This window comes from Bradyrhizobium sediminis, from assembly GCF_018736105.1.
In the GTDB taxonomy this organism is placed as follows: Bacteria; Pseudomonadota; Alphaproteobacteria; order Rhizobiales; family Xanthobacteraceae; genus Bradyrhizobium.
This window is the reverse complement of sequence record NZ_CP076135.1, coordinates 4,128,585-4,149,183: the sequence shown is the minus strand read 5'-3', so window position 1 is coordinate 4,149,183 and position 20,599 is coordinate 4,128,585. Positions and strand designations below refer to the sequence as shown.

Annotated in this window: 19 protein-coding genes; 12 read left to right on the top strand and 7 right to left on the bottom strand. The window is 63.9% G+C overall.

All coding sequences use genetic code 11. The features are described from left to right. Position 1: 1 nt before the first annotated feature. Together KMZ68_RS19920 and KMZ68_RS19915 are read right to left on the bottom strand one after the other, a co-directional pair. Entirely contained in the window at positions 2-1,291 is a 1,290-nt protein-coding gene (locus KMZ68_RS19920) for an acyl-CoA dehydrogenase family protein (RefSeq protein ID WP_215612877.1), read from the bottom strand. Continuing rightward, a complete protein-coding gene (locus KMZ68_RS19915) occupies positions 1,291-2,100 on the bottom strand; it encodes an alpha/beta fold hydrolase (RefSeq protein ID WP_371741481.1) in 810 nt (269 codons plus the stop codon). Before KMZ68_RS19915 ends, KMZ68_RS19920 begins: the two co-directional genes overlap by 1 nt. Positions 2,101-2,292: 192 nt before the next feature. Between KMZ68_RS19915 and KMZ68_RS19910 the strand changes: the two genes are divergently transcribed. The 4 genes from KMZ68_RS19910 to KMZ68_RS19895 all read left to right on the top strand — a co-directional run bounded on the left by KMZ68_RS19910 (position 2,293) and on the right by KMZ68_RS19895 (position 7,720). After that, positions 2,293-3,054, top strand: coding sequence for an SDR family NAD(P)-dependent oxidoreductase (locus KMZ68_RS19910; protein ID WP_215612875.1), 762 nt, complete (start codon positions 2,293-2,295; stop codon positions 3,052-3,054). A 96-nt stretch (positions 3,055-3,150) separates the two neighbouring features. Beyond that, entirely contained in the window at positions 3,151-3,987 is an 837-nt protein-coding gene (locus tag KMZ68_RS19905; protein WP_215612874.1) for an enoyl-CoA hydratase family protein, read from the top strand. Positions 3,988-4,062: 75 nt separating this feature from the next. Continuing rightward, entirely contained in the window at positions 4,063-6,411 is a 2,349-nt protein-coding gene (locus KMZ68_RS19900; protein WP_215612873.1) for a bifunctional salicylyl-CoA 5-hydroxylase/oxidoreductase, read from the top strand. 58 nt (positions 6,412-6,469) lie between these two features. Continuing rightward, complete coding sequence (locus tag KMZ68_RS19895) at positions 6,470-7,720, top strand: flavin-dependent oxidoreductase (protein WP_215612872.1); 1,251 nt, start codon at positions 6,470-6,472, stop codon at positions 7,718-7,720. Between the two features lie 115 nt (positions 7,721-7,835). On the opposite strand, the gene KMZ68_RS19890 is transcribed toward KMZ68_RS19895, so the two are convergent. Next, positions 7,836-8,291 carry a cupin domain-containing protein gene (locus tag KMZ68_RS19890; protein ID WP_215612871.1) on the bottom strand — a complete coding sequence of 152 codons (456 nt, stop codon included), beginning with the start codon at positions 8,289-8,291 and terminating at the stop codon, positions 7,836-7,838. A gap of 43 nt (positions 8,292-8,334) precedes the next feature. Next, positions 8,335-9,510 carry an ABC transporter substrate-binding protein gene (locus KMZ68_RS19885; protein WP_215612870.1) on the bottom strand — a complete coding sequence of 392 codons (1,176 nt, stop codon included), beginning with the start codon at positions 9,508-9,510 and terminating at the stop codon, positions 8,335-8,337. Between the two features lie 301 nt (positions 9,511-9,811). Here KMZ68_RS19885 and KMZ68_RS19880 point away from each other — a divergent pair, with 301 nt between their 5' ends. The 5 genes from KMZ68_RS19880 to KMZ68_RS19860 all read left to right on the top strand — a co-directional run bounded on the left by KMZ68_RS19880 (position 9,812) and on the right by KMZ68_RS19860 (position 13,914). Continuing rightward, positions 9,812-10,306 (top strand): MarR family winged helix-turn-helix transcriptional regulator, encoded by a 495-nt coding sequence (locus tag KMZ68_RS19880; RefSeq protein WP_215612869.1) that lies wholly within the window; start codon positions 9,812-9,814, stop codon positions 10,304-10,306. 3 nt (positions 10,307-10,309) lie between these two features. Continuing rightward, positions 10,310-11,128 (top strand): alpha/beta hydrolase, encoded by an 819-nt coding sequence (locus tag KMZ68_RS19875; protein ID WP_215612868.1) that lies wholly within the window; start codon positions 10,310-10,312, stop codon positions 11,126-11,128. 133 nt (positions 11,129-11,261) lie between these two features. Further along, positions 11,262-12,956, top strand: a complete 1,695-nt coding sequence (locus KMZ68_RS19870; protein WP_215616408.1) for an AMP-binding protein — start codon at positions 11,262-11,264, stop codon at positions 12,954-12,956. A 22-nt stretch (positions 12,957-12,978) separates the two neighbouring features. Further along, positions 12,979-13,437, top strand: coding sequence for a RidA family protein (locus tag KMZ68_RS19865; RefSeq protein ID WP_215612867.1), 459 nt, complete (start codon positions 12,979-12,981; stop codon positions 13,435-13,437). Positions 13,438-13,614: 177 nt separating this feature from the next. Next, entirely contained in the window at positions 13,615-13,914 is a 300-nt protein-coding gene (locus tag KMZ68_RS19860) for an HU family DNA-binding protein (RefSeq protein WP_215612866.1), read from the top strand. Between the two features lie 117 nt (positions 13,915-14,031). Here the strand turns inward: KMZ68_RS19860 and KMZ68_RS19855 are convergent, their stop codons facing one another. Further along, the gene (locus KMZ68_RS19855) at positions 14,032-14,964 is read right to left on the bottom strand and encodes a GlxA family transcriptional regulator (RefSeq protein ID WP_215612865.1); all 933 of its coding nucleotides are present in this window, start codon (positions 14,962-14,964) and stop codon (positions 14,032-14,034) included. Positions 14,965-15,148: 184 nt separating this feature from the next. Between KMZ68_RS19855 and KMZ68_RS19850 the strand changes: the two genes are divergently transcribed. Further along, the gene (locus KMZ68_RS19850; protein ID WP_215612864.1) at positions 15,149-15,574 is read left to right on the top strand and encodes a hypothetical protein; all 426 of its coding nucleotides are present in this window, start codon (positions 15,149-15,151) and stop codon (positions 15,572-15,574) included. A gap of 28 nt (positions 15,575-15,602) precedes the next feature. Then, positions 15,603-16,430, top strand: coding sequence for a dienelactone hydrolase family protein (locus tag KMZ68_RS19845; protein ID WP_215612863.1), 828 nt, complete (start codon positions 15,603-15,605; stop codon positions 16,428-16,430). A 9-nt stretch (positions 16,431-16,439) separates the two neighbouring features. On the opposite strand, the gene KMZ68_RS19840 is transcribed toward KMZ68_RS19845, so the two are convergent. Next, positions 16,440-18,005: a long-chain-fatty-acid--CoA ligase gene (locus KMZ68_RS19840; RefSeq protein ID WP_215612862.1), complete on the bottom strand. Its 1,566-nt coding sequence runs from the start codon at positions 18,003-18,005 to the stop codon at positions 16,440-16,442. Positions 18,006-18,141: 136 nt separating this feature from the next. On the opposite strand from KMZ68_RS19840, the gene KMZ68_RS19835 reads away from it, so the two are divergent. Then, positions 18,142-18,921: an enoyl-CoA hydratase/isomerase family protein gene (locus KMZ68_RS19835; protein WP_249779422.1), complete on the top strand. Its 780-nt coding sequence runs from the start codon at positions 18,142-18,144 to the stop codon at positions 18,919-18,921. Here KMZ68_RS19835 and KMZ68_RS19830 read toward each other — a convergent pair. After that, the gene (locus KMZ68_RS19830) at positions 18,918-20,558 is read right to left on the bottom strand and encodes a flavin-containing monooxygenase (RefSeq protein WP_215612861.1); all 1,641 of its coding nucleotides are present in this window, start codon (positions 20,556-20,558) and stop codon (positions 18,918-18,920) included. The genes KMZ68_RS19835 and KMZ68_RS19830 overlap by 4 nt on opposite strands. Positions 20,559-20,599 lie beyond the last annotated feature (41 nt).

The following is a 20,599-nucleotide window of genomic DNA, read 5'->3' as shown; positions in this document are numbered from 1 at the left end:
ACTAGTCGTCCGTCTCGCCGGCCTCGTACAGCGCCTCGCGGCCGATGCGGTCGAGACAGAGCTCGGCGGTCCATGGCAGCATCAGCGCGCCGCAACGGCTGTCGCGATAGATTCGCTCCAGCGGCAGCGACTTCAGCATCGCCTGGCCGCCGCAGGTGCGGATCGCCAGGGTCGCGATCTCGTTGGCGCCTTCCATGGCGGAATATTGCGCGGCATAGGCGCGCAGCACCTGTTCCTTGCTCGGGTTGGGCCCGGCCTCGGTGATCGCCTGGAACCAGATCGACTTGATCTGCTCGAGCTTGATCTGCATCTGCGCGACCGCGATCTGCTTGGTCGGATACATTCGCCGCTTGACCGGCGGCGTGCCCGGCACCTCGCCACGCAGGTAGCGCACGGTGAAATCGTAGGCGGCTTGCGCGAGGCCCATATAGGTCGGCGACAGCGTCAGGAACATGTGCGGCCAGCGCATCGCCGCCTGGAAATAGACGCCGCGCGGCATCAGCGCCGCATCCTCCGGCACGAACACATCCTTGAACAGCAGCGTGCGCGATACCGTGCCGCGCATGCCGAGCGGATCCCAGTCGCCGACCACCGATACGCCGTCGGTCTTGGCGGGGATCGCGAGATAGAGCGTGTTGCGCCGGGAGGCCGTCTCACCTTCGGCGACTTCGGTGCAGAGCACGCCGTAGTAGTCGGCGTGGCCCGCGAGCGAGGCGAAGATCTTCTTGCCGTTGACGATCCAGCCGCCCTTGACCGGCTTGGCCTCGGTGCCGAATGCGACGCCGCCCGCCGCCGCCGCGCCGCCTTCCGAGAACGGCTGCGAGTAAACCGCGCCATCGTCGACGATGCGCTTGTAATGCACCGCGCGGCGGCGCTCGTGCTCGTCGCGGGTGGCGGCGTCCATGTCGAGGTCGTCGGCCAGCGGCCCGGACCACAGCGTCGAGCAGACGTGCATGTTCCAGGTCAGCGCGGTCGCGCCGCAATAGCGGCCGATCTCGGCGGCGGCCAGCGCATAGGTCTGGTAGTCCGCGCCGAGGCCGCGGTGCTTCTTGGGAATGGCGACGCCGAGCAGGCCGGTGCGATGCAGGTCCCGGTAATTCTCGGTCGGGAATTTCGCCTCGCGATCGTAGGCCGCGGCGCGGCCGGCGAGCACGCTCTGGCCGAGCTGGCGCGCCCGCGCAATGATCTCGGCCTGTTCGTCGTTGAGGCGAAACGCATTGGGATCGAAGATCGGCGCATCCAGTACGATCCCGTTCATGGTCGCCACGCTCTTGCTTGCCTGTACCGTCATCATGCCGTCACTTGGGTTGCTGCCACATGGGCCTTCAGGAATCGATCCAGCGCGGCATTGAAGGCGCCGGGGCGCTCCAGATTGACGAGGTGCCCGACGCCTTCGAGCTCGACGTATTTTGCCGACGGAATATAGGTCGCCATCTTCGCCATCATCGGCGCCGGCGCATTCTTGTCCCTGGAGCCCGACAGCACCAGCGTCGGCACCGCGATATTCTTGAGCGCGGCGCGCTGGTCGAACCCCATCAGCGCCAGCATGGTGGCGCGGTAGGTGGCCTCGGGAACGGAGGCCATGCAGTCGCGGGCGAGCTTCATGCCGGTCTCGTCGGGATCGTCGCCGACTAATTCCTTCACCAGGGTCGGCGCCAGCGAAACCATGGTTTCACCGCGGTCGAGCGGGCCGAGCCGCGCCTCCAGGAACGATTTCTGCCAGTCGCCATCGGGTTTTCCGAACGCCGGGCTGGTCTGCGCAAGGACCACAGCGCCGGCGATGCCGGGCTCTTTCACCAGCAATTCTTGAACGATCATGCCGCCGATCGAATGCCCGACCAGGATCGGCTTTTTAGCGCCGACCTGCCGCAGGAAATCGGCCAAGGCGTCCGCGAGTGCGGCGATGCTGACGGCCGGAAGCGGCGCCGAGCCGCCATAGCCGGGCATGTCCCAGGCCATGGCGCGATAACGATCGCCGAAAAAATTCAGCTGGCCCCGCCACGCCCGCGCCGCGCCGCCGATTCCATGCAGAAACACCAGCGAAGTTCGGGCGGGATCGCCCGCGGCCTCATAGCCGAAGCGGCCGTCGCTGGTTTTCATCGCTGCAGAATCGGGCACGCCGGGCCTCCGCCAAGTCGGACCTGCCGATGCCAGCAGACCTCTCCAAGTCCGGCTGACGCTACCTGCAGGGTCCGCTCTGTCAAGCTTATCGCACGCCGGTTTCTTGCAAAAGCTTTAAGTTTAAAATATACGAAAGTTTCGATGCCGATGAACCGTTCAGGGAGGCCGCGCATGTCCGGACTGCCGCAATCCTCGCATGCGCTGGTTACCGGTGGCGGGCGAGGTATCGGTCGCGAGATCGCCTCCGCGCTGGTGCGAGCCGGGGCAACCGTCACGGTACTCGGCCGCAATCGCGCTGTTCTGGATGAGGCCATTGCCGCCGGCGCTGCACATTTTGCAGACGTCGCCGATGTCGCGGATCAGGCGGCTGTCGGCGCCGCGATTGCGCAAGCTGCCAGTCGCCAGCCGATCGATATCCTGATTGCCAACGCCGGCAGGGCCGAATCCGCGCCGTTCGGAAAGTCCGATGCGGCGCTGTTTCGGCGGATGATGGACGTCAATTTCATGGGCGTGGTTCACACCGTTCAGGCTGCGTTGCCTTCGATGAAGGGCCGCAGCTATGGCCGGATCGTTGCCGTCGCCTCGACCGCCGGTCTGAAGGGATACGCCTATGTCAGCGCCTACAGCGCCGCAAAGCATGCAGTGGTCGGGCTGGTGCGCTCGCTGGCGCTGGAGCTGGCCAATACCGGTGTGACCGTCAATGCGGTTTGCCCCGGCTTCACCGACACCGATCTCGTCGCCGGCAGCATCGACAACATCATGCAGAAGACCGGCCGCAGCCGCGAGCAGGCAATCGCCGAACTGGCCAGGCACAATCCGCAGGGCCGCCTCGTCACCCCTGCGGAAGTCGCCGACGCCGTGGTTTGGCTGTGCGGCGAGGGAGCAAGCGCCGTTACCGGACAGGCGATTGCGGTGGCCGGCGGAGAGATTTGAGACGAAAGGCGCCTTCGGTTAAGCCGTCATTGCTTCGTCGCAAGAGCTCATCGCAATGACGACGATGAGCAATAAGAGAACATCAAGGGAGATCCCATGAGCACCCCGGCCAATCCCGTCACGCTGCCACTGGCGCAGTATTCGCCCAAACATTTCCTGCTGGCGGTGACGGACGGCGTCGCGACAGTGACGCTGAACCGGCCCGAGCGCAAGAATCCGCTGACGTTCGAGAGCTATCGCGAGCTGACGGATTTCTTCCGCGCCTGTGCGATGGACGATGAAGTGAAGACCATCGTCGTGACCGGCGCCGGCGGCAATTTTTCCTCGGGCGGCGACGTGTTCGAGATCATCGGTCCGCTGGTCAAGATGGACACCAAGGGCTTGACCGCCTTCACCCGCATGACCGGCGATCTCGTCAAGGCGATGCGGGCCTGTCCGCAGCCGGTCGTCGCCGCGGTCGAGGGCATCTGCGCCGGCGCCGGCGCGATCATCGCGATGGCCTCCGACATCCGCCTCGCAGCCATCGGCGCCAAGGTCGCGTTCCTGTTCAACAAGGTGGGGCTCGCCGGCTGCGACATGGGCGCCTGCGCGATCCTGCCGCGCATCATCGGACAGTCGCGGGCCTCGGAGCTGCTCTATACCGGCCGCTTCATGACCGCGGAGGAGGGCGAGCGTTGGGGTTTCTTCAGCCGTATCGTTGCGCCGGAACAGGTGCTGTCGCAGGCGCAATTGCTGGCAAGGCAGATCGCGGAGGGCCCGACTTTCGGCAACACCATGACCAAGCGCATGCTGGCGATGGAATGGGCGATGTCGGTGGAGGAGGCGATCGAGGCGGAGGCGGTGGCACAGGCGCTGTGCATGACCACGGCGGATTTCGCCCGGGCCTTCGAGGCGTTCTCGAACAAGGTGAAGCCGGTATTCCAGGGCAATTGAGGTGCCGCTACGGGCTTGCGGGAAAAATGCTTTAGGTTTAAAGTAATTTCATGTCCCGCTAGGCCGGAGGCTCCTATGAAGATCGCGATCATCGGTGGTGGACCGGCAGGTCTCTATTCCGCGATCCTGCTCAAGAAGCAGCGGCCGGAGGCGGAGATCACTGTCTACGAGCGCAACCGCGCCGACGACACCTTCGGTTTCGGCGTGGTGTTCTCCGACGCGACTCTCGACACTTTCGAGAAAAGCGATGCCCCGAGCTATCGCCGCATCACCGAGCAATTCGCCTATTGGGACGACATCGCCGTGCACTTCCGCGGCACGGTGCACCGGGTCGGCGGCAATGGGTTCTGCGGCTGCTCGCGCCGTACGCTGCTGCTGATCCTGCAGGAGCGGGCGCGCGAACTCGGCGTCGCCGTTCTGTTCGAGGCCGATATCGAGGACGAAGCGCGCTTTGCCGATGCCGATCTGGTGGTGCTGGCCGACGGCATCAACAGCCGCTTCCGCGAAAAATATATCGAGCATTTCCAGCCCGAGGTGGATCTGCGCTCCAACAAGTTCGCCTGGATGGGTTCGACCCGGCCACTCGATGCCTTCACCTTCATCTTTCAGGAGACCGAGTGGGGTCCGTTTATCGCCCACGCTTATCAGTATGAAGTGGGGCACTCGACCTGGATATTCGAGACCGATCCCGCCACCTTCAAGCGCGCCGGCCTCGAGGGGCTGGACGAAAGACAATCCGCCGATCGGATGGCGCAGATTTTCGGCTGGTTCCTCGAAGGTCATCCGCTTTTGATCAACCGCTCGATGTGGCGCAATTTTCCGATGATCCGCAGCAAGCGCTGGGTCAAGGACAATATGGTGCTGCTCGGTGACGCCAAGGCGACCGCGCATTTCTCGATCGGTTCCGGGACCAAGCTGGCGATGGAAGACGCCATCGCGCTGGCGGAAGCCATGAATCGCGCGCCGACGGTCGAGGCTGCGCTGCAGCGGTACGAAGAGGGGCGACGCGAGGAAGTCGAGAAGATCCAGCACGCCGCCGACGTGTCGCTGGTCTGGTTCGAGCATGTCGATCGGTTCTGGGATTTCGATCCCGTCCAGTTCGCGTTCGGTGTCATGACCCGCGCCAAGGCGATCACCTATGACAATCTGACGCTGCGGGCGCCGGATTTTGTCAGTGAGGTCGACAAGGCCTTTGCGAAGCAGGTCCGCGCCCGGGGCTTCGACGTCGACGCCGACAAGCCGGTGGCGCCGATGTTCCAGCCATTGCGGCTGCGCGAAATGGAACTTGCCAACCGCGCGGTGGTGTCGCCGATGTGCATGTATTCGGCCAGGGAGGGCGTGCCCGGCGATTTCCACCTGGTGCATTACGGCTCGCGCGCGGTCGGCGGCGCCGGCCTGATCTTCACCGAGATGACCTGCGTTTCCCGCGACGCCCGGATCACGCCGGGCTGCGCCGGGCTTTGGAACGACGAGCAGGAAGCCGCGTGGCGGCGCATCGTCGATTTCGTCCACGCCAATTCGGCGGCGAAAATCGCACTCCAGCTTGGCCATGCCGGCCGCAAGGGCGCCACCAAATTGATGTGGGACGGCATGGACCGACCACTGGAACAGGGCGGCTGGGACATCGTGTCGGCCTCGCCTTTACCCTACTTTCCCGACAGCCGGGTGCCGCGCGAACTGGACCGCGCTGCGATGGATGCGGTCAAGGCGGCGTTCGTTCAGGCTGCCGAGCGCGGGGAGGCTTGCGGATTCGACATGCTCGAACTGCATTGCGCCCACGGCTACCTGCTGGCGAGCTTCATTTCGCCGCTGACCAACCAGCGCACCGACGCCTATGGCGGCTCGCTCGAAGGTCGCCTGCGTTTTCCGCTGGAAGTGTTCGAGGCGCTGCGGTCGGTATGGCCGGCGCACAAGCCGATGTCGGTACGCATCTCCGCCACCGACTGGGCCGAGGGCGGCATCACCGGCGACGATGCGGTCGATATCGCGCGTGCCTTCGCCGAGGCCGGCGTCGATCTGGTGGATGTGTCCACCGGCCAGACCGTGCGCGACGCCCAGCCGGTCTATGGCCGCATGTTCCAGACGCCGTTCTCCGAACAGGTCCGCAACGAGGCGCGCGTCGCCACCATGTGCGTCGGCAACATCACGACGTCAGACCAGGTCAACACCATCCTTGCCGCCGGGCGGGCCGATCTGGTGGCGCTTGGCCGCCCGCATTTGATCGACCCCTCGTTTACGCTGAAGGCCGCGGCTTGGTATGGCGCAGAGGTTGCCTGTCCGCCGCAATATCTGCCCGGCAAGGAGCAGATCTTCCGCAACAGTGTGCGCGACAGGCAGGATTTCGACGACCTCAAAATTAAGGCTAAGCCCAAGACCCGGGCTGAGCTCAAGGCGGAGGCGACAAAGCCGCTTGCGGCCGAGTGACCGCCCATGCGAAGTTTAAGGCCTTCGCGTAGCGTCTCGGTATGAGTGGAGTAGGGCGATGAAGGCAATTATCGTCGGCGGCGGTATTGGCGGCCTTACCACCGCGCTGATGCTGCGGGCGCGCGGCATCGGCTGCGAGCTGTTCGAGCAATCGGACTCCATCCGCGAACTCGGCGTCGGCATCAACACCCTGCCGCATGCGATCCGCGAACTCGCAGGGCTCGGTCTCCTGCAACAGCTCGACGACGTCGCGATCCGCACCGACGAACTCTATTACCTCAATCGCCATGGTCAGGAAGTCTGGCGCGAAGCCCGCGGCATCGATGCCGGTCACGACGTTCCGCAGTTCTCGATTCATCGCGGCCGGCTGCAGAGCGTGATCCACCGCGCCGTCGAGGAACGGCTCGGACGTGACGCGATCCACACCGGCTGCAGGCTGGGCGCCTTCACCCAAGACGAGGGCGGCGTGTCAGCCTTTTTCTTCGATCGCGCAGGCAGACACACCGAGACCGTCCGCGGCGATATCCTGATTGGCGCTGACGGCATCCATTCGAGGGTGCGGGAAACGTTGTTTCCGGATGAAGGGCCGCCGTGCTGGAATGGGCTGATGCTGTGGCGCGGCGCGCGCGACTGGCCGGTGTTCCTGAGCGGCCGTTCGATGATTGTCGCCGGCGGCCTGCATGCCAAGGTCGTGGTCTATCCCATCGCGGAGGGATCGAGCCCGGCCAGCCGTCTGACCAACTGGGCGGTGCTGGTGAAGATCGGCGAAGGCAACGTACCGCCGCCCCGCCGTGAGGACTGGTCGCGGCCCGGCAGGCGCGATGAACTGATGCCGCATGTCGCGCGGTTCTCGGTGCCCCATGTCGACGTGCGCAGCCTGATCTCGGCAACGCCCGAATTCTACGAATACCCGACCTGCGACCGCGATCCGCTGCCGTACTGGTCGAGCGGCCGGGTCACGCTGCTCGGCGATGCCGCCCATCCGATGTATCCGGTTGGATCGAACGGCGCCTCGCAGGCCATTCTCGATGCGCGGTGTCTCGCCGACGCGCTGGTGCGCTCGGAACATCCGCGTCAGGCCCTGATGGCCTACGAGCAGAAACGATTGCCGATGACGGCGGAGATCGTGCGTTCCAACCGTCGCGGCGGGCCGGAAGGCGTGATCGATGCGGTCGAGCAACTGGCGCCCGACGGCTTCACCGACATCGACAAGGTGCTCAGTTACAGCCAGCGCGAGGCTATTGTGCGCGGCTATGCCAGCAAGGCCGGCTTTGCGGCGATGCCGGGATTGACGGCGGTGCGGGCGTAGTTAGCAGCGCGCACAGGCTTCATCCTGAGGAGCCGCGCTCTCGCGCGGCGTCGAGCACCAGTCCCTCTCATCCTTCGAGACGCGGCCAAGTGGCCGCTCCTCAGGATGAGGTCAATCACGCGCCCGGCGGCGGTGGCAGGAAGTGGATGTTGAATTCCGCGGCCATCGCCACGACGTCTTCGGGCTTCTGCTCCTTCATGTTGTGAAGGCCCCAGAACAGGTCGTAGAGTTTCTGGGTCGGTGTTACCCAGAACAGCACTTTCGCTGTTTGATCGGACTTGTTGAAGATGCCGTGGGGAACCCCCATGCCGAGGCGTATCAGGTCGCCCGGGGTTGCCTGGGCTTCGGCACCGCCCAGCACGAAATCGAGCTTGCCTTCCAGCATGTACAGATACTCGTCCTGATCCGGATGGATGTGCGGCGGCACGAAGGTGCCGGGCGGCAACGTCGCATGCCAGGAGAAGCAGTGGTCGGTGCGGTTTTTCGGCACATAGACCTGGCCGAGGATATTCCAGGAAATTCCCTGCATGCCCTCGTTGGCCCGGGTGATGCCGGTGATCTCGCTTGTCATCGTCTTGTTTCCTTCCCTGGTTCTCTGGTTGCCCGGCGTACAATTAGTTGCCCGGCGTACAATCCTTGGCGTAACGGTCGCCGTAGTTCTCGGACACTCTTTCAGCGATTTCGGTCTGGAATTTTCCATCCGGCCGTTTCGCGACCTTGGTCAGATAGAAATTCTGGATCGGATAGCCGTTGGTGTTGAACTTGAAGCTGCCGCGCAACGAAGTGAAGTCGGCCTTCCTCAAGGCCGCCGAGACCGCTTCCTTGTTGGAAAGGTCGCCCTTGACCGCCCTGACAGCACTGTCGATCAGCATGGCGGTATCGTAGGCCTGCATGGCATAGGTGCCGGGTACGCCGTTATAGGCGGCCTCATAGCCGGCGACGAATTTCTTGTTCTGCGGATTGTCGAGATTGGGCGCCCAGTTCGCGCCCCCGAACATGCCGACCGCGGCGTCCTGCTGCGCCGGCAGCGTCGACTCATCGACCGTGAACGCCGAGAGAACCGGAATCTTGTCGGCAAGGCCAGCCTGCCTGTACTGCTTCACTAATGTTACGCCCATGCCGCCCGGCATGAAGGTGAACACGGCGTCGGGCTTCAGCGAGGCGATCTTGGAGAGCTCGACCTGGAAATCCAGGGTGCCGAGCGGCATGTAGGACTCCTCGACGATTTCTCCCTTGTAGTCGAGTTTGAACCCGGCGACGGAATCCTTGCCGGCCTGATAATTCGGTACCATGACATAGATGCGCTTGTAGCCGCGGTCCTGGGCGACCTTACCGAGGACCTCGAACACCTGGTCGTTCTGGTAGGAGGTCGCGTAGAAGAACGGGCTGCAGTTCTTGCCGGCGTAGCTGGAGGGGCCGGCGTTCGGGCTGATCAGGAACGTCCTGGTGTCGGTCACCGGCTTGTGGATCGCCTGCAGGATATTGGAGAAGATCGGTCCCACCACGAAGTCGACCTTGTCGCGTTCGAGCAGGCCCTTGACCTTTGTGACGGCGCCGTCCGGCTTGAGTTCATCGTCGACCGCCACGACCTCGACATCCCGGCCGCTCATCTTGCCGCCGAGATCCTTGACCGCGAGCGTGAAGCCGTCGCGGACCTGCTTGCCGAGCGCCGCCGCCGGACCCGACAGCGTGACGATGACGCCGATCTTGAGTTTCTCCTGCGCGATGGCCTGTCCGGCCGCGACGCTCAGGAGCACCGCCATTCCGGCCAACTTCAACTGCTGCTTCATGGCTGTGTCTCCCGTTGCGCCAACCCTGATCCGGGTGCGAGCTTCAAGCTTATTCCGATGATGGCGGTCGCCGCAAGCAAGCCGCAATGCGCGCCGATCCGGTCACGAGGCGCCATGCAAGCCGCGCGCCAATTGTTTGAAACCTAAAGAAACCGGAAAATGCACATCAACCGCCGTCGGCCGGCGTTTTGACTTGCAGCCATCCGCGAATTATTTGAAGGTCGAAATATACGCGGACGGATGCAATATTGTCGGCACCGGCATCCGTGCTGCCGCGAGGCTTGGCAGGTATGATTGCATCATGATCCTTGATTCCGAGACCAAGGCGGTCGAACTACCTGAAGATCACGGCGATGAACTCAGGCTTTGGCTACGCCTCCTGACTTGCACGACCCTGATCGAAGGCGAGGTGCGCAGCCGGCTGCGCGAGCGGTTCGATGTCACACTGCCGCGCTTCGATCTGATGGCTCAGCTCGACAAGGTGCCGGAAGGCATGACGCTATCCGATGTCTCGAAGCGGATGATGGTCTCGAACGGCAACGTGACGGGGCTGGTCGAGCGGCTCGTCGAATCCGGCCATCTCGACCGGCGCACGTCGGATACCGACCGGCGCGTGCAGCTCATCCGATTGACCAAGACCGGCCGGGCCGAATTTCGCAAGATGGCGGCGGAGCACCAGACCTGGATCGCCGATATATTTTCGGATCTGTCGCCGAAAGACGTTCGCGAATTGATGCGGCTGTTGGCCAAGACCAAGGGCTCGGCGCAGAAGTCCGCGCAGAAAAGAGTGCCGTAAGCGGTGAGCGCGCCGGTCGACTACGAGGTCGAGTACAACAACCGGGCCCGGGTTCCGGAAAACCCGTCGCTGATCGCAGGCTGGGCGAGGGATGCGGCGGCCTATCGCGAGCGACAGCCGCCTCGGTCTGTCCGCTACGGCGCCGGCGCGCGCAATGTAATCGATTACTTTCCAGGCAGCCATGACGGGCCGATGGTCGTCTTTATCCATGGCGGTTACTGGCAGGCGCTGGACAGTTCGTTTTTCAGCCATCTTGCCGGCGGCTTGAACGCCCACGGCATCGGCTTCGCCGTTCCAGGCTATGACCTTTGCCCCGACGTCACTATCGACCGCATCATTGATGAAATGCGGGATGCTTGCCGCGAACTGGGAAAGACCGGGCAATCCCTCGTCGTCAGCGGCCATTCTGCCGGCGGACACCTTGCCGCCTGCATGCTGGCGACCGACTGGCCCTCGATTGATGCCTCCTTGCCGCGAGACCTCGTGCCGTCGGCCTACGCCATTTCGGGACTGTTCGATCTTGGGCCGCTGGTCGAGACCTCGATCAACCGGGCCTTGCATCTCGACGATGCAGCCGCGAGGGCCGCCAGCCCGTTGTTCTGGGGCGCGCCCGCAGCGAAAAGCTTCGATGCAGTCGTGGGTGAGAAGGAAAGCGCCGAGTATCTCCGGCAAAGCCGAACCATCGTCGACGCCTGGGGCGCCGCCGGCGTCGCAACGCGGTTCGCAGTGGTTCCCGGCGCCAACCATTTCACCGCCATCGCGCCGCTCGCCGATCCCGCCTCGCCAATGGTTGCACGGCTGAAGCAACTGGCGGGGCGCTAGGTTTCAAAAAAATGTCGGATGGCCCGGATCTGGGCTATTGCGCCAAATTGCTTTAAGTATAAAATGTTTGCGAATAGGGCGCTGCCGGACGGCCTGGATATTGGTCTCATCCCGAAAAACGAGGGGCGATGAAATGTCAGGTGCTATTCCCAGCCTTGAAGTTCAAAATCTTGGCCCATCGGGTCACGTCGACGACTTCGCGCGGCGAAATCTTCCGCCATTCGAGCAATGGCCGGAACTGCTTCTCGACCGGCCGGAGTTTCAGTATCCCGAATATCTCAACGTCGCGGTCGAGCTGACCGATCGGATCGTCGAGAAGGGCTACGGCGATCGCATTGCGCTGATCGGCAACGGCCGCCAGCGCACCTACAAGGAACTCGCCGACTGGTCGAACCGCCTTGCGCATGCGCTGGTGGAGAATTACGGCGTCAAGCCCGGCAACCGGGTTCTGATACGCTCGGGCAACAATCCGGCCCTGGTCGCGGCCTGGCTTGCAGCAACGAAAGCCGGCGCCGTCGTCGTCAATACCATGCCGATGCTGCGTGCCGGCGAATTGACCAAGATCGTCGACAAGGCGGAGATCGCTCTCGCGCTGACGGACAGCCGGATCGCCGACGAACTGGTCGCGTGCGCAAAGACCAGCCGGTTTCTCAAGCAGGTCGTGAATTTTGACGGAACCTCGAACCATGATGCCGAACTCGACCGGGTGGCGCTGAACAAGCCGGTCCGGTTCGATGCGGTGAAGACCGGACGGGACGATGTCGCGTTGCTGGGATTTACCTCCGGCACGACGGGCGAACCCAAGGCGACGATGCATTTCCATCGCGATCTCCTGATCATCGCCGACGGTTATGCCAGGGAAGTGCTCAACGTCACTCCGGATGATGTCTTCGTCGGGTCGCCGCCGCTTGCCTTTACGTTTGGACTGGGCGGTCTTGCGATCTTTCCATTGCGGTTCGGCGCCACCGCGACGCTGCTGGAAAACGCGGCGCCCGGCGAGATGGTCAAGATCATTCAGACCTACAAGGCGACGATTTGCTTTACTTCGCCGACCGCGTATCGGGCGATGATGACCGCGATGGACAAGGGCGCCGATCTGTCGTCGCTGCGTCTTGCGGTTTCGGCCGGCGAAACCCTGCCGGCGCCGGTATTCGAAAGCTGGACCCGCAAGACCGGCAAACCGATTCTCGACGGCATCGGCAGCACGGAACTGCTGCACATCTTCATCACCAACCGGATCGGCGACGCCGTCGCCGGAACCACGGGACATCCGGTTTCCGGCTATGAGGCAAAGGTCGTCGACGATGACATGAACGAATTGCCGCCGGGTACCGTCGGCAAACTCGCGGTTCGCGGCCCGACCGGATGCCGCTATCTCGCGGATTCCAGGCAGACGAGCTATGTGCGCAATGGCTGGAACCTGACGGGCGATGCGTTCATCCGCGACCAGAAGGGCCGCCTGTCTTTCGTGGCGCGGTCCGACGACATGATCGTTTCCTCCGGCTACAACATCGCCGGTCCCGAGGTGGAAGCCGCATTGCTGAGCCATCCGGCGGTGGCCGAATGTGGCGTCGTCGGCGCACCGGACGAGGCGCGCGGCATGATCGTCAAGGCTTATGTGGTCCTCGCTGCCGGCATAGAGGGCGACGCCGCGCTGGCGGCCGACCTCCAGGACCATGTCAAGCGCGAGATCGCGCCGTACAAATATCCGCGCGCGATCGAATTCGTCGCGCAACTGCCGAAGACGGAAACCGGCAAGCTGAGGCGGTTCGCCCTGCGGCAGATAGCGCAGGCCGGGGCGGCCTCGGCGGGCATGGCCGCGGAATAATGCATTCGATGGAGATTTGCTTGTGAGCACGCCAAAGGCGCCGACACTCGCCGTGTTGCCGTTGACGAAGGGCGAGACGCCGGCCACCGACCCGCAGATCCTGCAGCCGAGCGGTTGGCTGGCGCCGAAGGGATATGCCAACGGCATGGCGGCCGACGGCCGCCTCGTGGTGACCGGCGGCGTGATCGGCTGGGACCATCAAGGTCATCTGGCAACCGGCTTTGTCGCGCAGGTCCGCCAGACCCTGAGCAACATTTCCGCCATCCTCGCCGAGGGCGGCGCGCGGCCGGAACATCTGGTCCGTCTCACCTGGTATGTCGTCGATATGGAAGAATACCTGGCGAACCTGAAGGCGCTCGGCCGGATCTATCGCGAACTGTTCGGCACGCATTACCCCGCGATGGCGCTGGTCCAGGTCGTGCGCCTGGTCGAAAAGGCGGCGCGGGTCGAGATTGAGGCGACGGCGGTGGTGCCCCGTTGAACTATTCTCCCGCGCAATCGCCGTAGTTTTGCTATTTTGAAGCCTCAGGACCGCTGATTCGGCGCGTCAGGTAAGCGGGCAGGGGTATCAACAAAACTGTGCAGATCGCGAAACGCGCGGTTTTTGCGCAAGTTTCGCAATACTGTCTGCGATGCGAATCAACCTACAGGAGCCCAAATGGCCGTACAGATGACAAAGTCGCAGCTGATCGAAAAAATCGCTGCCGAGAACGAAGTGGCAAAGAAGGACGTCAAGGGCGTGCTCGAGACCCTGGCGACGATCGGTTACAAGGAGCTCAAGAAGAGCGGCGTCTTCCTGGTTCCCGGATTTGCCAAATTCGTGGTGATCAAGAAGCCCGCCACCAAGGCGCGCAAGGGCACCAACCCGTTCACCGGCGAGCCCATGATGTTCAAGGCCAAGCCGGCCCGGAAGATCGTCAGAGCGCGCCCGGTCAAGGCGGCAAAAGACGCGGTGTGAGTTTCAAAAGGTCCCTTGCGGGACCTTTTGCATTTCGCGACTAGCCGAGTTCGAGGAAGCGCGCGCGGCCGGGCATCGATGGTGGCTGGACGGCGGACGAGGGATCGTCCGCCGCGCTCAGGCCACGGGACGGAAGTGTCCGGGCGCGTGTCTGGTATCGCGCCGGATCAATCGGCGAAGGGTCGAGGGCTCCGCATACCCGACCTTTCGCGCGATTTGATCGACGGGCAGGCGCGTGGTCTCGAGCAGCAGGCGCGCCGTCTCGACCCTGATCCGCTGCACGAACTGAATAGGGGTGAGGCCGCAGGTCGCCGCAAGCCGGCGCGCGAAGGTGCGGGGCGCCAAAGCAACCGCCCCGGCGAGTTCGTCGATACTGAAGTCCCGGGCAATATTGTCGCGAGCCCAGCTTTCGGCCTTCGCCATCCTGGGGTCCTGACCCGCCAGATAGGTGACGGCCATGAACGGCGCCTGTGAACGCCGTTCATCGAGAAGAAGATAGTTGGCGCAGGCCTTGGCCAGGCTTGTTCCGGCGAACCGGCTCACCACCGCAAGCATCAGATCCATCTGCGCCATCGCGGCGCCGCCAGTGGCAATGGGCCAATCGGCCACGACGATCTGGTCGGTCACCAGTTCGACCTCGGGATAGCGGCGCTGGAACACCGGCGCGAGCCACCATGTCGTGGTCGCCCGCCGGCCGTCCAGCAATCCGGTTTCCGCGAGCAGGAACGTGCTCGCACAGGATGCCGCGAGCGCGGCGCCGGCTTGAAACGCTTCAGCCAGCATGGCGGCCGCGCGCCGGCAGGCGGGGCTCTTCAGTTTTCCGTCCAGTTCATCCGCTGACGCAATGCCGAGCCCAGGGACGATAATCAGCTCGGCATCGCGCAGCGCTTCGCTGTTTCGGCGCGATCCGTAGCGGACCGTATCGACGTTGAACGGCAGAGCGCGCTTCGTCGTCCCGCTGATGCGGTTGGCTGTCGCCATCACGTCGTGCGTGATGGCGGCGCTCGAGGCCATGCAGCCCTGGATCTCGACGACCGCAACTCTGGTCATGTCAAATTTTGCCCGATTAATGTCATTTTTGACACTAGCTGCTCGGGCGCGGAATCGCAATGATTGCCGCATGAAAACAGCGAAGCGCTGCCTGCGGACCCGATGTCGCGGGTCCGCTGGTTTCGCCGCGAGCAGAGAGAGCCCCTGATGCCGAATATCATTGTGAAGGTGCCGCAAGGCGCATTTGACGCTGCCGGGTGCGACCGTTTGGGCAGGGGGCATTACCGCTGTCGCCAAACAGGTGGAGCAGATCGGCGATGATCCGCGCCAGGAGTTCACCACTTGGGTTGTGATCGAGGAGGTCAAGGCCGGCCATTTCTTTGCAGGCGGCAACGATCCTGCCTCGCGGGTGCTGCCGGTGATCGTGCTGTTCCACGCCCCGGCGGGCGTGATTGACGAAGCCGGCCGCGCCGGGGCCGTGCGCCTGATCCAGGAGGCCGCTGCTGCGGCCAAATCGCCAGCCGACCCGCGACCGGTGATGACCTCGGTAATCATCTCCGAGGTGGCCGACGGGACGTGGGGGGCCAGCGGCGCGTTGTGGCATCTCGCCGACTTCGTGAAAGCTGCCGGCTACAAGCACCTCCAGTCACTGGCTGCGCCTTCTGCCTGAGCGTCGCCCGATATTGCAGGAACCACCGATGCCGAAACGGTCGATGAAGCAGGACGATCCGCTGGAGGATTTCACGCGCCGCGAGATCACGCTCGACGGCGTCGCCAAGGCGGTGCATGTGGCCGGCAACGGGCCGGCGGTCATCGTCATGACGGAAATGCCGGGCATCAGCCCGCACGTGGCGCGCTTCGCGCGCTGGGTTCGCGACGCCGGGTTCACCGTCTACATGCCGTCGCTGTTCGGCCGCGACGGTGCCGTGCCCGGCGCGGAGGAGGGCGCGGCCGTCTTTCAGCGCGCCTGTGTCAGCGCCGAGTTCCGTGCCTTCGCCGCCAACGAGTCCAGCCCGGTGACGAAGTGGCTGCGGTCGCTGGCGAGATTTGCGCATGAAGAATGCGGCGGTCCCGGCGTCGGCGCCATCGGAATGTGCTTCACCGGAAATTTCGCACTGACGATGATGCTCGAGCCGTCGATGCTGGCGCCGGTGCTCTCTCAGCCGTCACTGCCGCTGAACAATCCCGCGGGGATCGAAATCGCGCCTGAGGAAGTCAAGGCGATCCGCCAGCGGCTGGAGCAGGACGATCTGACCGTGCTGGCCTATCGCTTCGAGGGCGACAAGTTCTGCATGGCCCAGCGCTTCGCGGCCTATGCCGAGGCGCTCGGCGACCGCTTCATCGGGCGCGTGCTTCCCGATAGCGCGGCGAACCGCGATCTGCCGCCGTTTTTCGAACGCCATGTCACGACCCCTCATAGCGTCGTGACCGCTCATTTGATCGACGAGGCGGGCCAGCCGACGATCGCGGCGCGCGACGAGATCCTGGCGTTCTTCACGCAAAGGCTGGCTCCGGAAGGCCGGTGAGCGAGGCCTTCAGTTGACCTGGCGGGTCCGGCCGCTCCAGAACGGTGCGCGCAACGCTGCCTTGTCGATCTTGTTGACGCTCGACTGCGGCAACGGCTCGCTGCGCAGATCGACGCTGCGCGGACATTTGTAGCCGGCGATCGAGGTTCGGCAATGCCGCTGGATCTCCTCGGCGGTGAGGCCGGTGCCGGCGCGCGCAACCACGATGGCATGCACGGCTTCACCCCAGCGCGGATCGGGAATGCCGATGACCGCGCATTCGGCGACGTCCGGATGCGAGGCGATCGCGTTTTCGACCTCGATCGAATAGACGTTCTCACCGCCGCTGATGATCATGTCCTTGATGCGATCGGCGATGAACAGGAAGCCGTCATCATCGAAATAGCCGGAATCGCCGGTGTGCATCCAGCCGTTGCGCAGCGTTTCGGCGGTGAGTTCAGGCTTGCGCCAATAGCCCATCATCACGATCGGTCCCCGCACGATGATTTCGCCGACTTCGCCGCGCGGCAATTCGTGATCCTCGGTATCGGCGACGCGGACCTCGGCGGAGTAGACCGGCCGTCCGGCGGAGCGCAATCGGCCGGGCGGTGCGCCCGGCATGTGATGCTCGGCACCGAGCATGGTTGCAACCGGCGACAATTCGGTCATCCCGTAGGACTGGGCGAAACGGACCTGGGGCAGGCGCCGCAGGCATTCCTGCAGCACCGGCTCGGGCATCGGCGAGGCGCCGTAGGTGATCAGCCGCAGGCTGGACAGGTCATAGCTCTCGAGATCCGGCAGCTCCAGCAGCATCGCCAGCATGGTCGGAACGAAGGTGGCGACCGTGACCTTCTCCCGGGCGATGGTGGCGAGCGCCTGTTGCGGGGTGAAGCGCGAGACCACAACGTGCTTGCCGCCGGCCACGGCCGTGGTGTAGACGCGCGCGCCGGCGCCGAGGTGGAACAGCGGACCGGAATGAAGATGCACCAGGTTTTCGTCGAGGCCGAGATGCGCGATCGTCGCCATCGCGTTGGCCCACAGATTGCTGTGGCTCAGCATCACCCCCTTCGAGCGGCCGGTGGTGCCGCCGGTGTAGAACAGACATGCGAGATCGCTCTCCTTGCGCATCGCATCCGCGATCGGCTTTGCGCCGCTGAGAGCATCCTCATAGCCAATGGACTTGACGGCCCGGTTGATGGCGACGGCATTTCCGGCCATCACCAGCGCTGCAATCGACGTTACATTTTTCGCCAGCTCCTCGCCCATTGCAGCAAAGGTGTCGTCGACGATCAGCACGACGGGTTCGGCATCGCGTGCCTGCTCGATCATTTCGGCGAGCGCAAAGCGCGAGTTGATCGGGACGATCACTCCACCGCCCCACAGAACGCCGAAATAGAATTCGACATAGCGGTGGCCGTTGGCCGCCAGCATGGCCACCCGGTCGCCGTCCCGCATGCCAAGGTCCCGCAGTGCCGCGGCAAGCCGGGCCACGCGATCGACGAATTGGTGGCGGCTCAGCCGCGTTTCCTCGCTGACAAGCGCCTCCGCTCCGCCGTCGAGTGCAAGCGACCGTCGCAATCCCATCGTCAAGGTCATCGAGACTTTCCTTTTTAATTGCACATCTACGTCGAAGCAGATCGTCCCGCCAGCGAGAAATTCGATTTCAATTCGCTGGGCACGACGATATCCTCGCGGCAAGCCGCGGGATGTACGGACAAGTCGGGAGCTCAATGTGGACGCCGTTATCGTCGAGATCAGGGATGACATTGCCGTACTGCGGCTCAATCAGCCGCAAGCGATGAATGCGCTCAGCGCGGCGATCAAGCGCGGCCTTGAGACCGAGGTCCCGCGATTGTTGTCCGACGGCGCCGTCCGATGCATCGTCATCACCGGGACGGAAAAGGCGTTCTGCGCCGGCGGTGACATCACCAACATGGCGGATCGCAGCGCACCATCGGTGCGCAGGCGGCTGCATCAAAGCCACGCCTGGGTCAAATTGCTGCTTGCCGGCGAAAAGCCGGTGATTGCGGCTGTCAACGGCGCCGCTGCGGGGGCGGGCTTTTCCCTCGCCATGATGTGCGATTTCGTGGTGGCGGCCGACAACGCCTATTTCCAGGCCGGATTCCCCGGACTTGGCGCCGCTCCCGATTTGGGCCTGGCGCTGACGCTGCCCCGCGCCGTCGGAATGCTGCGTGCCAAGGACCTTCTGATGACCAACCGGCGGGTCACCGCCGAGGAGGCGCTGACATGGGGAATGGCGACGCGCGTCGTTCCCGCGGCGTCCTTGATTCCGGAAGCGCTCGCGCTGGCGCAGTCGCTGGCCGCCGGACCAGCAACCTCGCTCGGCCTGACGAAATCCCTGCTCAACCAGGCCTACAACTCGATCCCGGACTTTCTCAACGAGGAGGCGATGACCCAGGCCATCGCCTTCGGCAGCGAGGAATTCGACGAAGGCGTCGCGGCCTTTCTCGGCAAGCGGAAGCCGCAATTTCGACGCCGCGGTCCGGCCTAGGCAAGTACCAGTTCGTCATACCCTTTAGCCGCCACCTCGTCGCATCTGGCCCGGTAGGCGGGAGCGCTGCCGCTATAGCGCGCGACGATGCGCGTCTGCTTGCCTTCGACATTGCTGTTGATCCCGGTCATCCAGGAGTTGACTTCGTTGGAGAGCAGCCCCACCCCGAGCGCCTTGACGTGATCGGTCCATGTCGCGACGCCCGCTGGCGTAGCCTCGACGCGCGTCAGGCCGGATTGCCGGGCATAACCGATCAGGCCGGTCACCCAGTCGACATTGTATTCGATGCTGCGCGGAATGTTGCCGAGCGCGGTGTGCGGTCCCATCAGCATCATCATGTTGGGGAAGCCATCGACCATGACGCCGAGAAAGGTCTGCGGGCCGCTCTTCCATTTGTCCTTCAGCCGCACGCCGTCTGTGCCGCGCAAGTCGATCTTGTCGAAACTGCCGGTGATGGCGTCGAAGCCGGTCGCGTAGATGATGATGTCGAAGTCGTATTCCTTGTCGCTGGTCTTGATTCCCTTGGGCGTAATGCGCTCGATCGGAGTTTCCGTGATGTCGACCAATTCGACATTGTCCCGGTTGTAGGCCTCGTAATAGAAGGTCTCCAGCGGCAGCCGTCTGGTGCCGAAGCCGTGATTCCTGGGGATCAGCTTTTCCGCGACCTTCGGGTCCTTCACCCGCTGGCGGATCTTGCGTGCCACGAAATCGCTGATCGTCGCGTTCGCCTTGCGGTCGATCAGGATATCGCGGAAATTGCCCTGCCAGATGCCGAAGCCGCGCTCGCTATAGAGTTTCTCGAAGAAGGCTTCGCGCTCCTCGTCGGAGACCTCGAACGCTCCGCGGGGGTCGGGGTTGTGCAGGAAGCAGGCAAAGGTCTCCTGACAGCGCCTGAATATTTCGGGGTAGCTAGCCCTGATCTTCTTCTGCGTCTCGGCATCGATCTTGCCGTTGTGCAACGGCGCGCACCAGTTCGGCGTACGCTGGAACACGGTGAGATGGCCGACGCTCCCGGCGATGGTCTGGATGGTCTGTACGCCGGTGGCGCCGGTCCCGATCACCGCCACGCGTTTGCCGGTGAAGTCGACCGGCTCATGCGGCCATCGGGCAGTATGAAAAGACTGTCCCTGAAAAACGTTCACCCCTTCAATCCGCGGCAAAGTGGGGGAGGAGAGCGGGCCGATCGCGGTGATCAGGAAGCGGGTGCGGAAGCGGCTGCTGTCCTGCAGCGTCACACTCCAGCTGCGCGTGCCCTCCGACCAGGTTGCAGCCGCGACCCGGCTGCGGAACTGGATATCGCGGCGCAGGTCAAACTTGTCGGCGACGTGATTGAGGTAGCGCAGCGTTTCCGGCTGGCCGGCGAAATGCTCGGACCAGTCCCACTCCTCCAGCAGTTCCGGCGAAAAGGAATAGCCGTAGGAGTAGCTTTCGGAATCGAAGCGCGCCCCCGGATAGCGGTTCCAGTACCAAGTGCCGCCGACGCCGGTGCCGGCCTCGAACACGCGCACCCGCATCCCGAGTTCACGCAATCGATGGAGCTGGTACATGCCCGACATGCCGGCTCCGATGACGATGGCATCGAAGTCGAGCGCCGGCGTCACGCCGGTTGAGGCGCTGGCTTCACGCGAAGCGGCCATGTGTCGTTTGCTCCCTGCAGGCGGCGAGATCCGGCTTTCTT

Coding starts and splice junctions, on each gene's coding strand:
- KMZ68_RS19895 (WP_215612872.1), top strand. CDS start 6,470: ATGAAGGCAATTATCGTCGGCGGCGGTATTGGCGGCCTTACCACCGCG.
- KMZ68_RS19915 (WP_371741481.1), bottom strand. CDS start 2,100: ATGAAAACCAGCGACGGCCGCTTCGGCTATGAGGCCGCGGGCGATCCC.
- KMZ68_RS19845 (WP_215612863.1), top strand. CDS start 15,603: ATGCCGAAACGGTCGATGAAGCAGGACGATCCGCTGGAGGATTTCACG.
- KMZ68_RS19905 (WP_215612874.1), top strand. CDS start 3,151: ATGAGCACCCCGGCCAATCCCGTCACGCTGCCACTGGCGCAGTATTCG.
- KMZ68_RS19900 (WP_215612873.1), top strand. CDS start 4,063: ATGAAGATCGCGATCATCGGTGGTGGACCGGCAGGTCTCTATTCCGCG.
- KMZ68_RS19920 (WP_215612877.1), bottom strand. CDS start 1,291: ATGACGGTACAGGCAAGCAAGAGCGTGGCGACCATGAACGGGATCGTA.
- KMZ68_RS19870 (WP_215616408.1), top strand. CDS start 11,262: ATGTCAGGTGCTATTCCCAGCCTTGAAGTTCAAAATCTTGGCCCATCG.
- KMZ68_RS19860 (WP_215612866.1), top strand. CDS start 13,615: ATGGCCGTACAGATGACAAAGTCGCAGCTGATCGAAAAAATCGCTGCC.
- KMZ68_RS19910 (WP_215612875.1), top strand. CDS start 2,293: ATGTCCGGACTGCCGCAATCCTCGCATGCGCTGGTTACCGGTGGCGGG.
- KMZ68_RS19890 (WP_215612871.1), bottom strand. CDS start 8,291: ATGACAAGCGAGATCACCGGCATCACCCGGGCCAACGAGGGCATGCAG.
- KMZ68_RS19855 (WP_215612865.1), bottom strand. CDS start 14,964: ATGACCAGAGTTGCGGTCGTCGAGATCCAGGGCTGCATGGCCTCGAGC.
- KMZ68_RS19880 (WP_215612869.1), top strand. CDS start 9,812: ATGATCCTTGATTCCGAGACCAAGGCGGTCGAACTACCTGAAGATCAC.
- KMZ68_RS19830 (WP_215612861.1), bottom strand. CDS start 20,558: ATGGCCGCTTCGCGTGAAGCCAGCGCCTCAACCGGCGTGACGCCGGCG.
- KMZ68_RS19885 (WP_215612870.1), bottom strand. CDS start 9,510: ATGAAGCAGCAGTTGAAGTTGGCCGGAATGGCGGTGCTCCTGAGCGTC.
- KMZ68_RS19840 (WP_215612862.1), bottom strand. CDS start 18,005: ATGACCTTGACGATGGGATTGCGACGGTCGCTTGCACTCGACGGCGGA.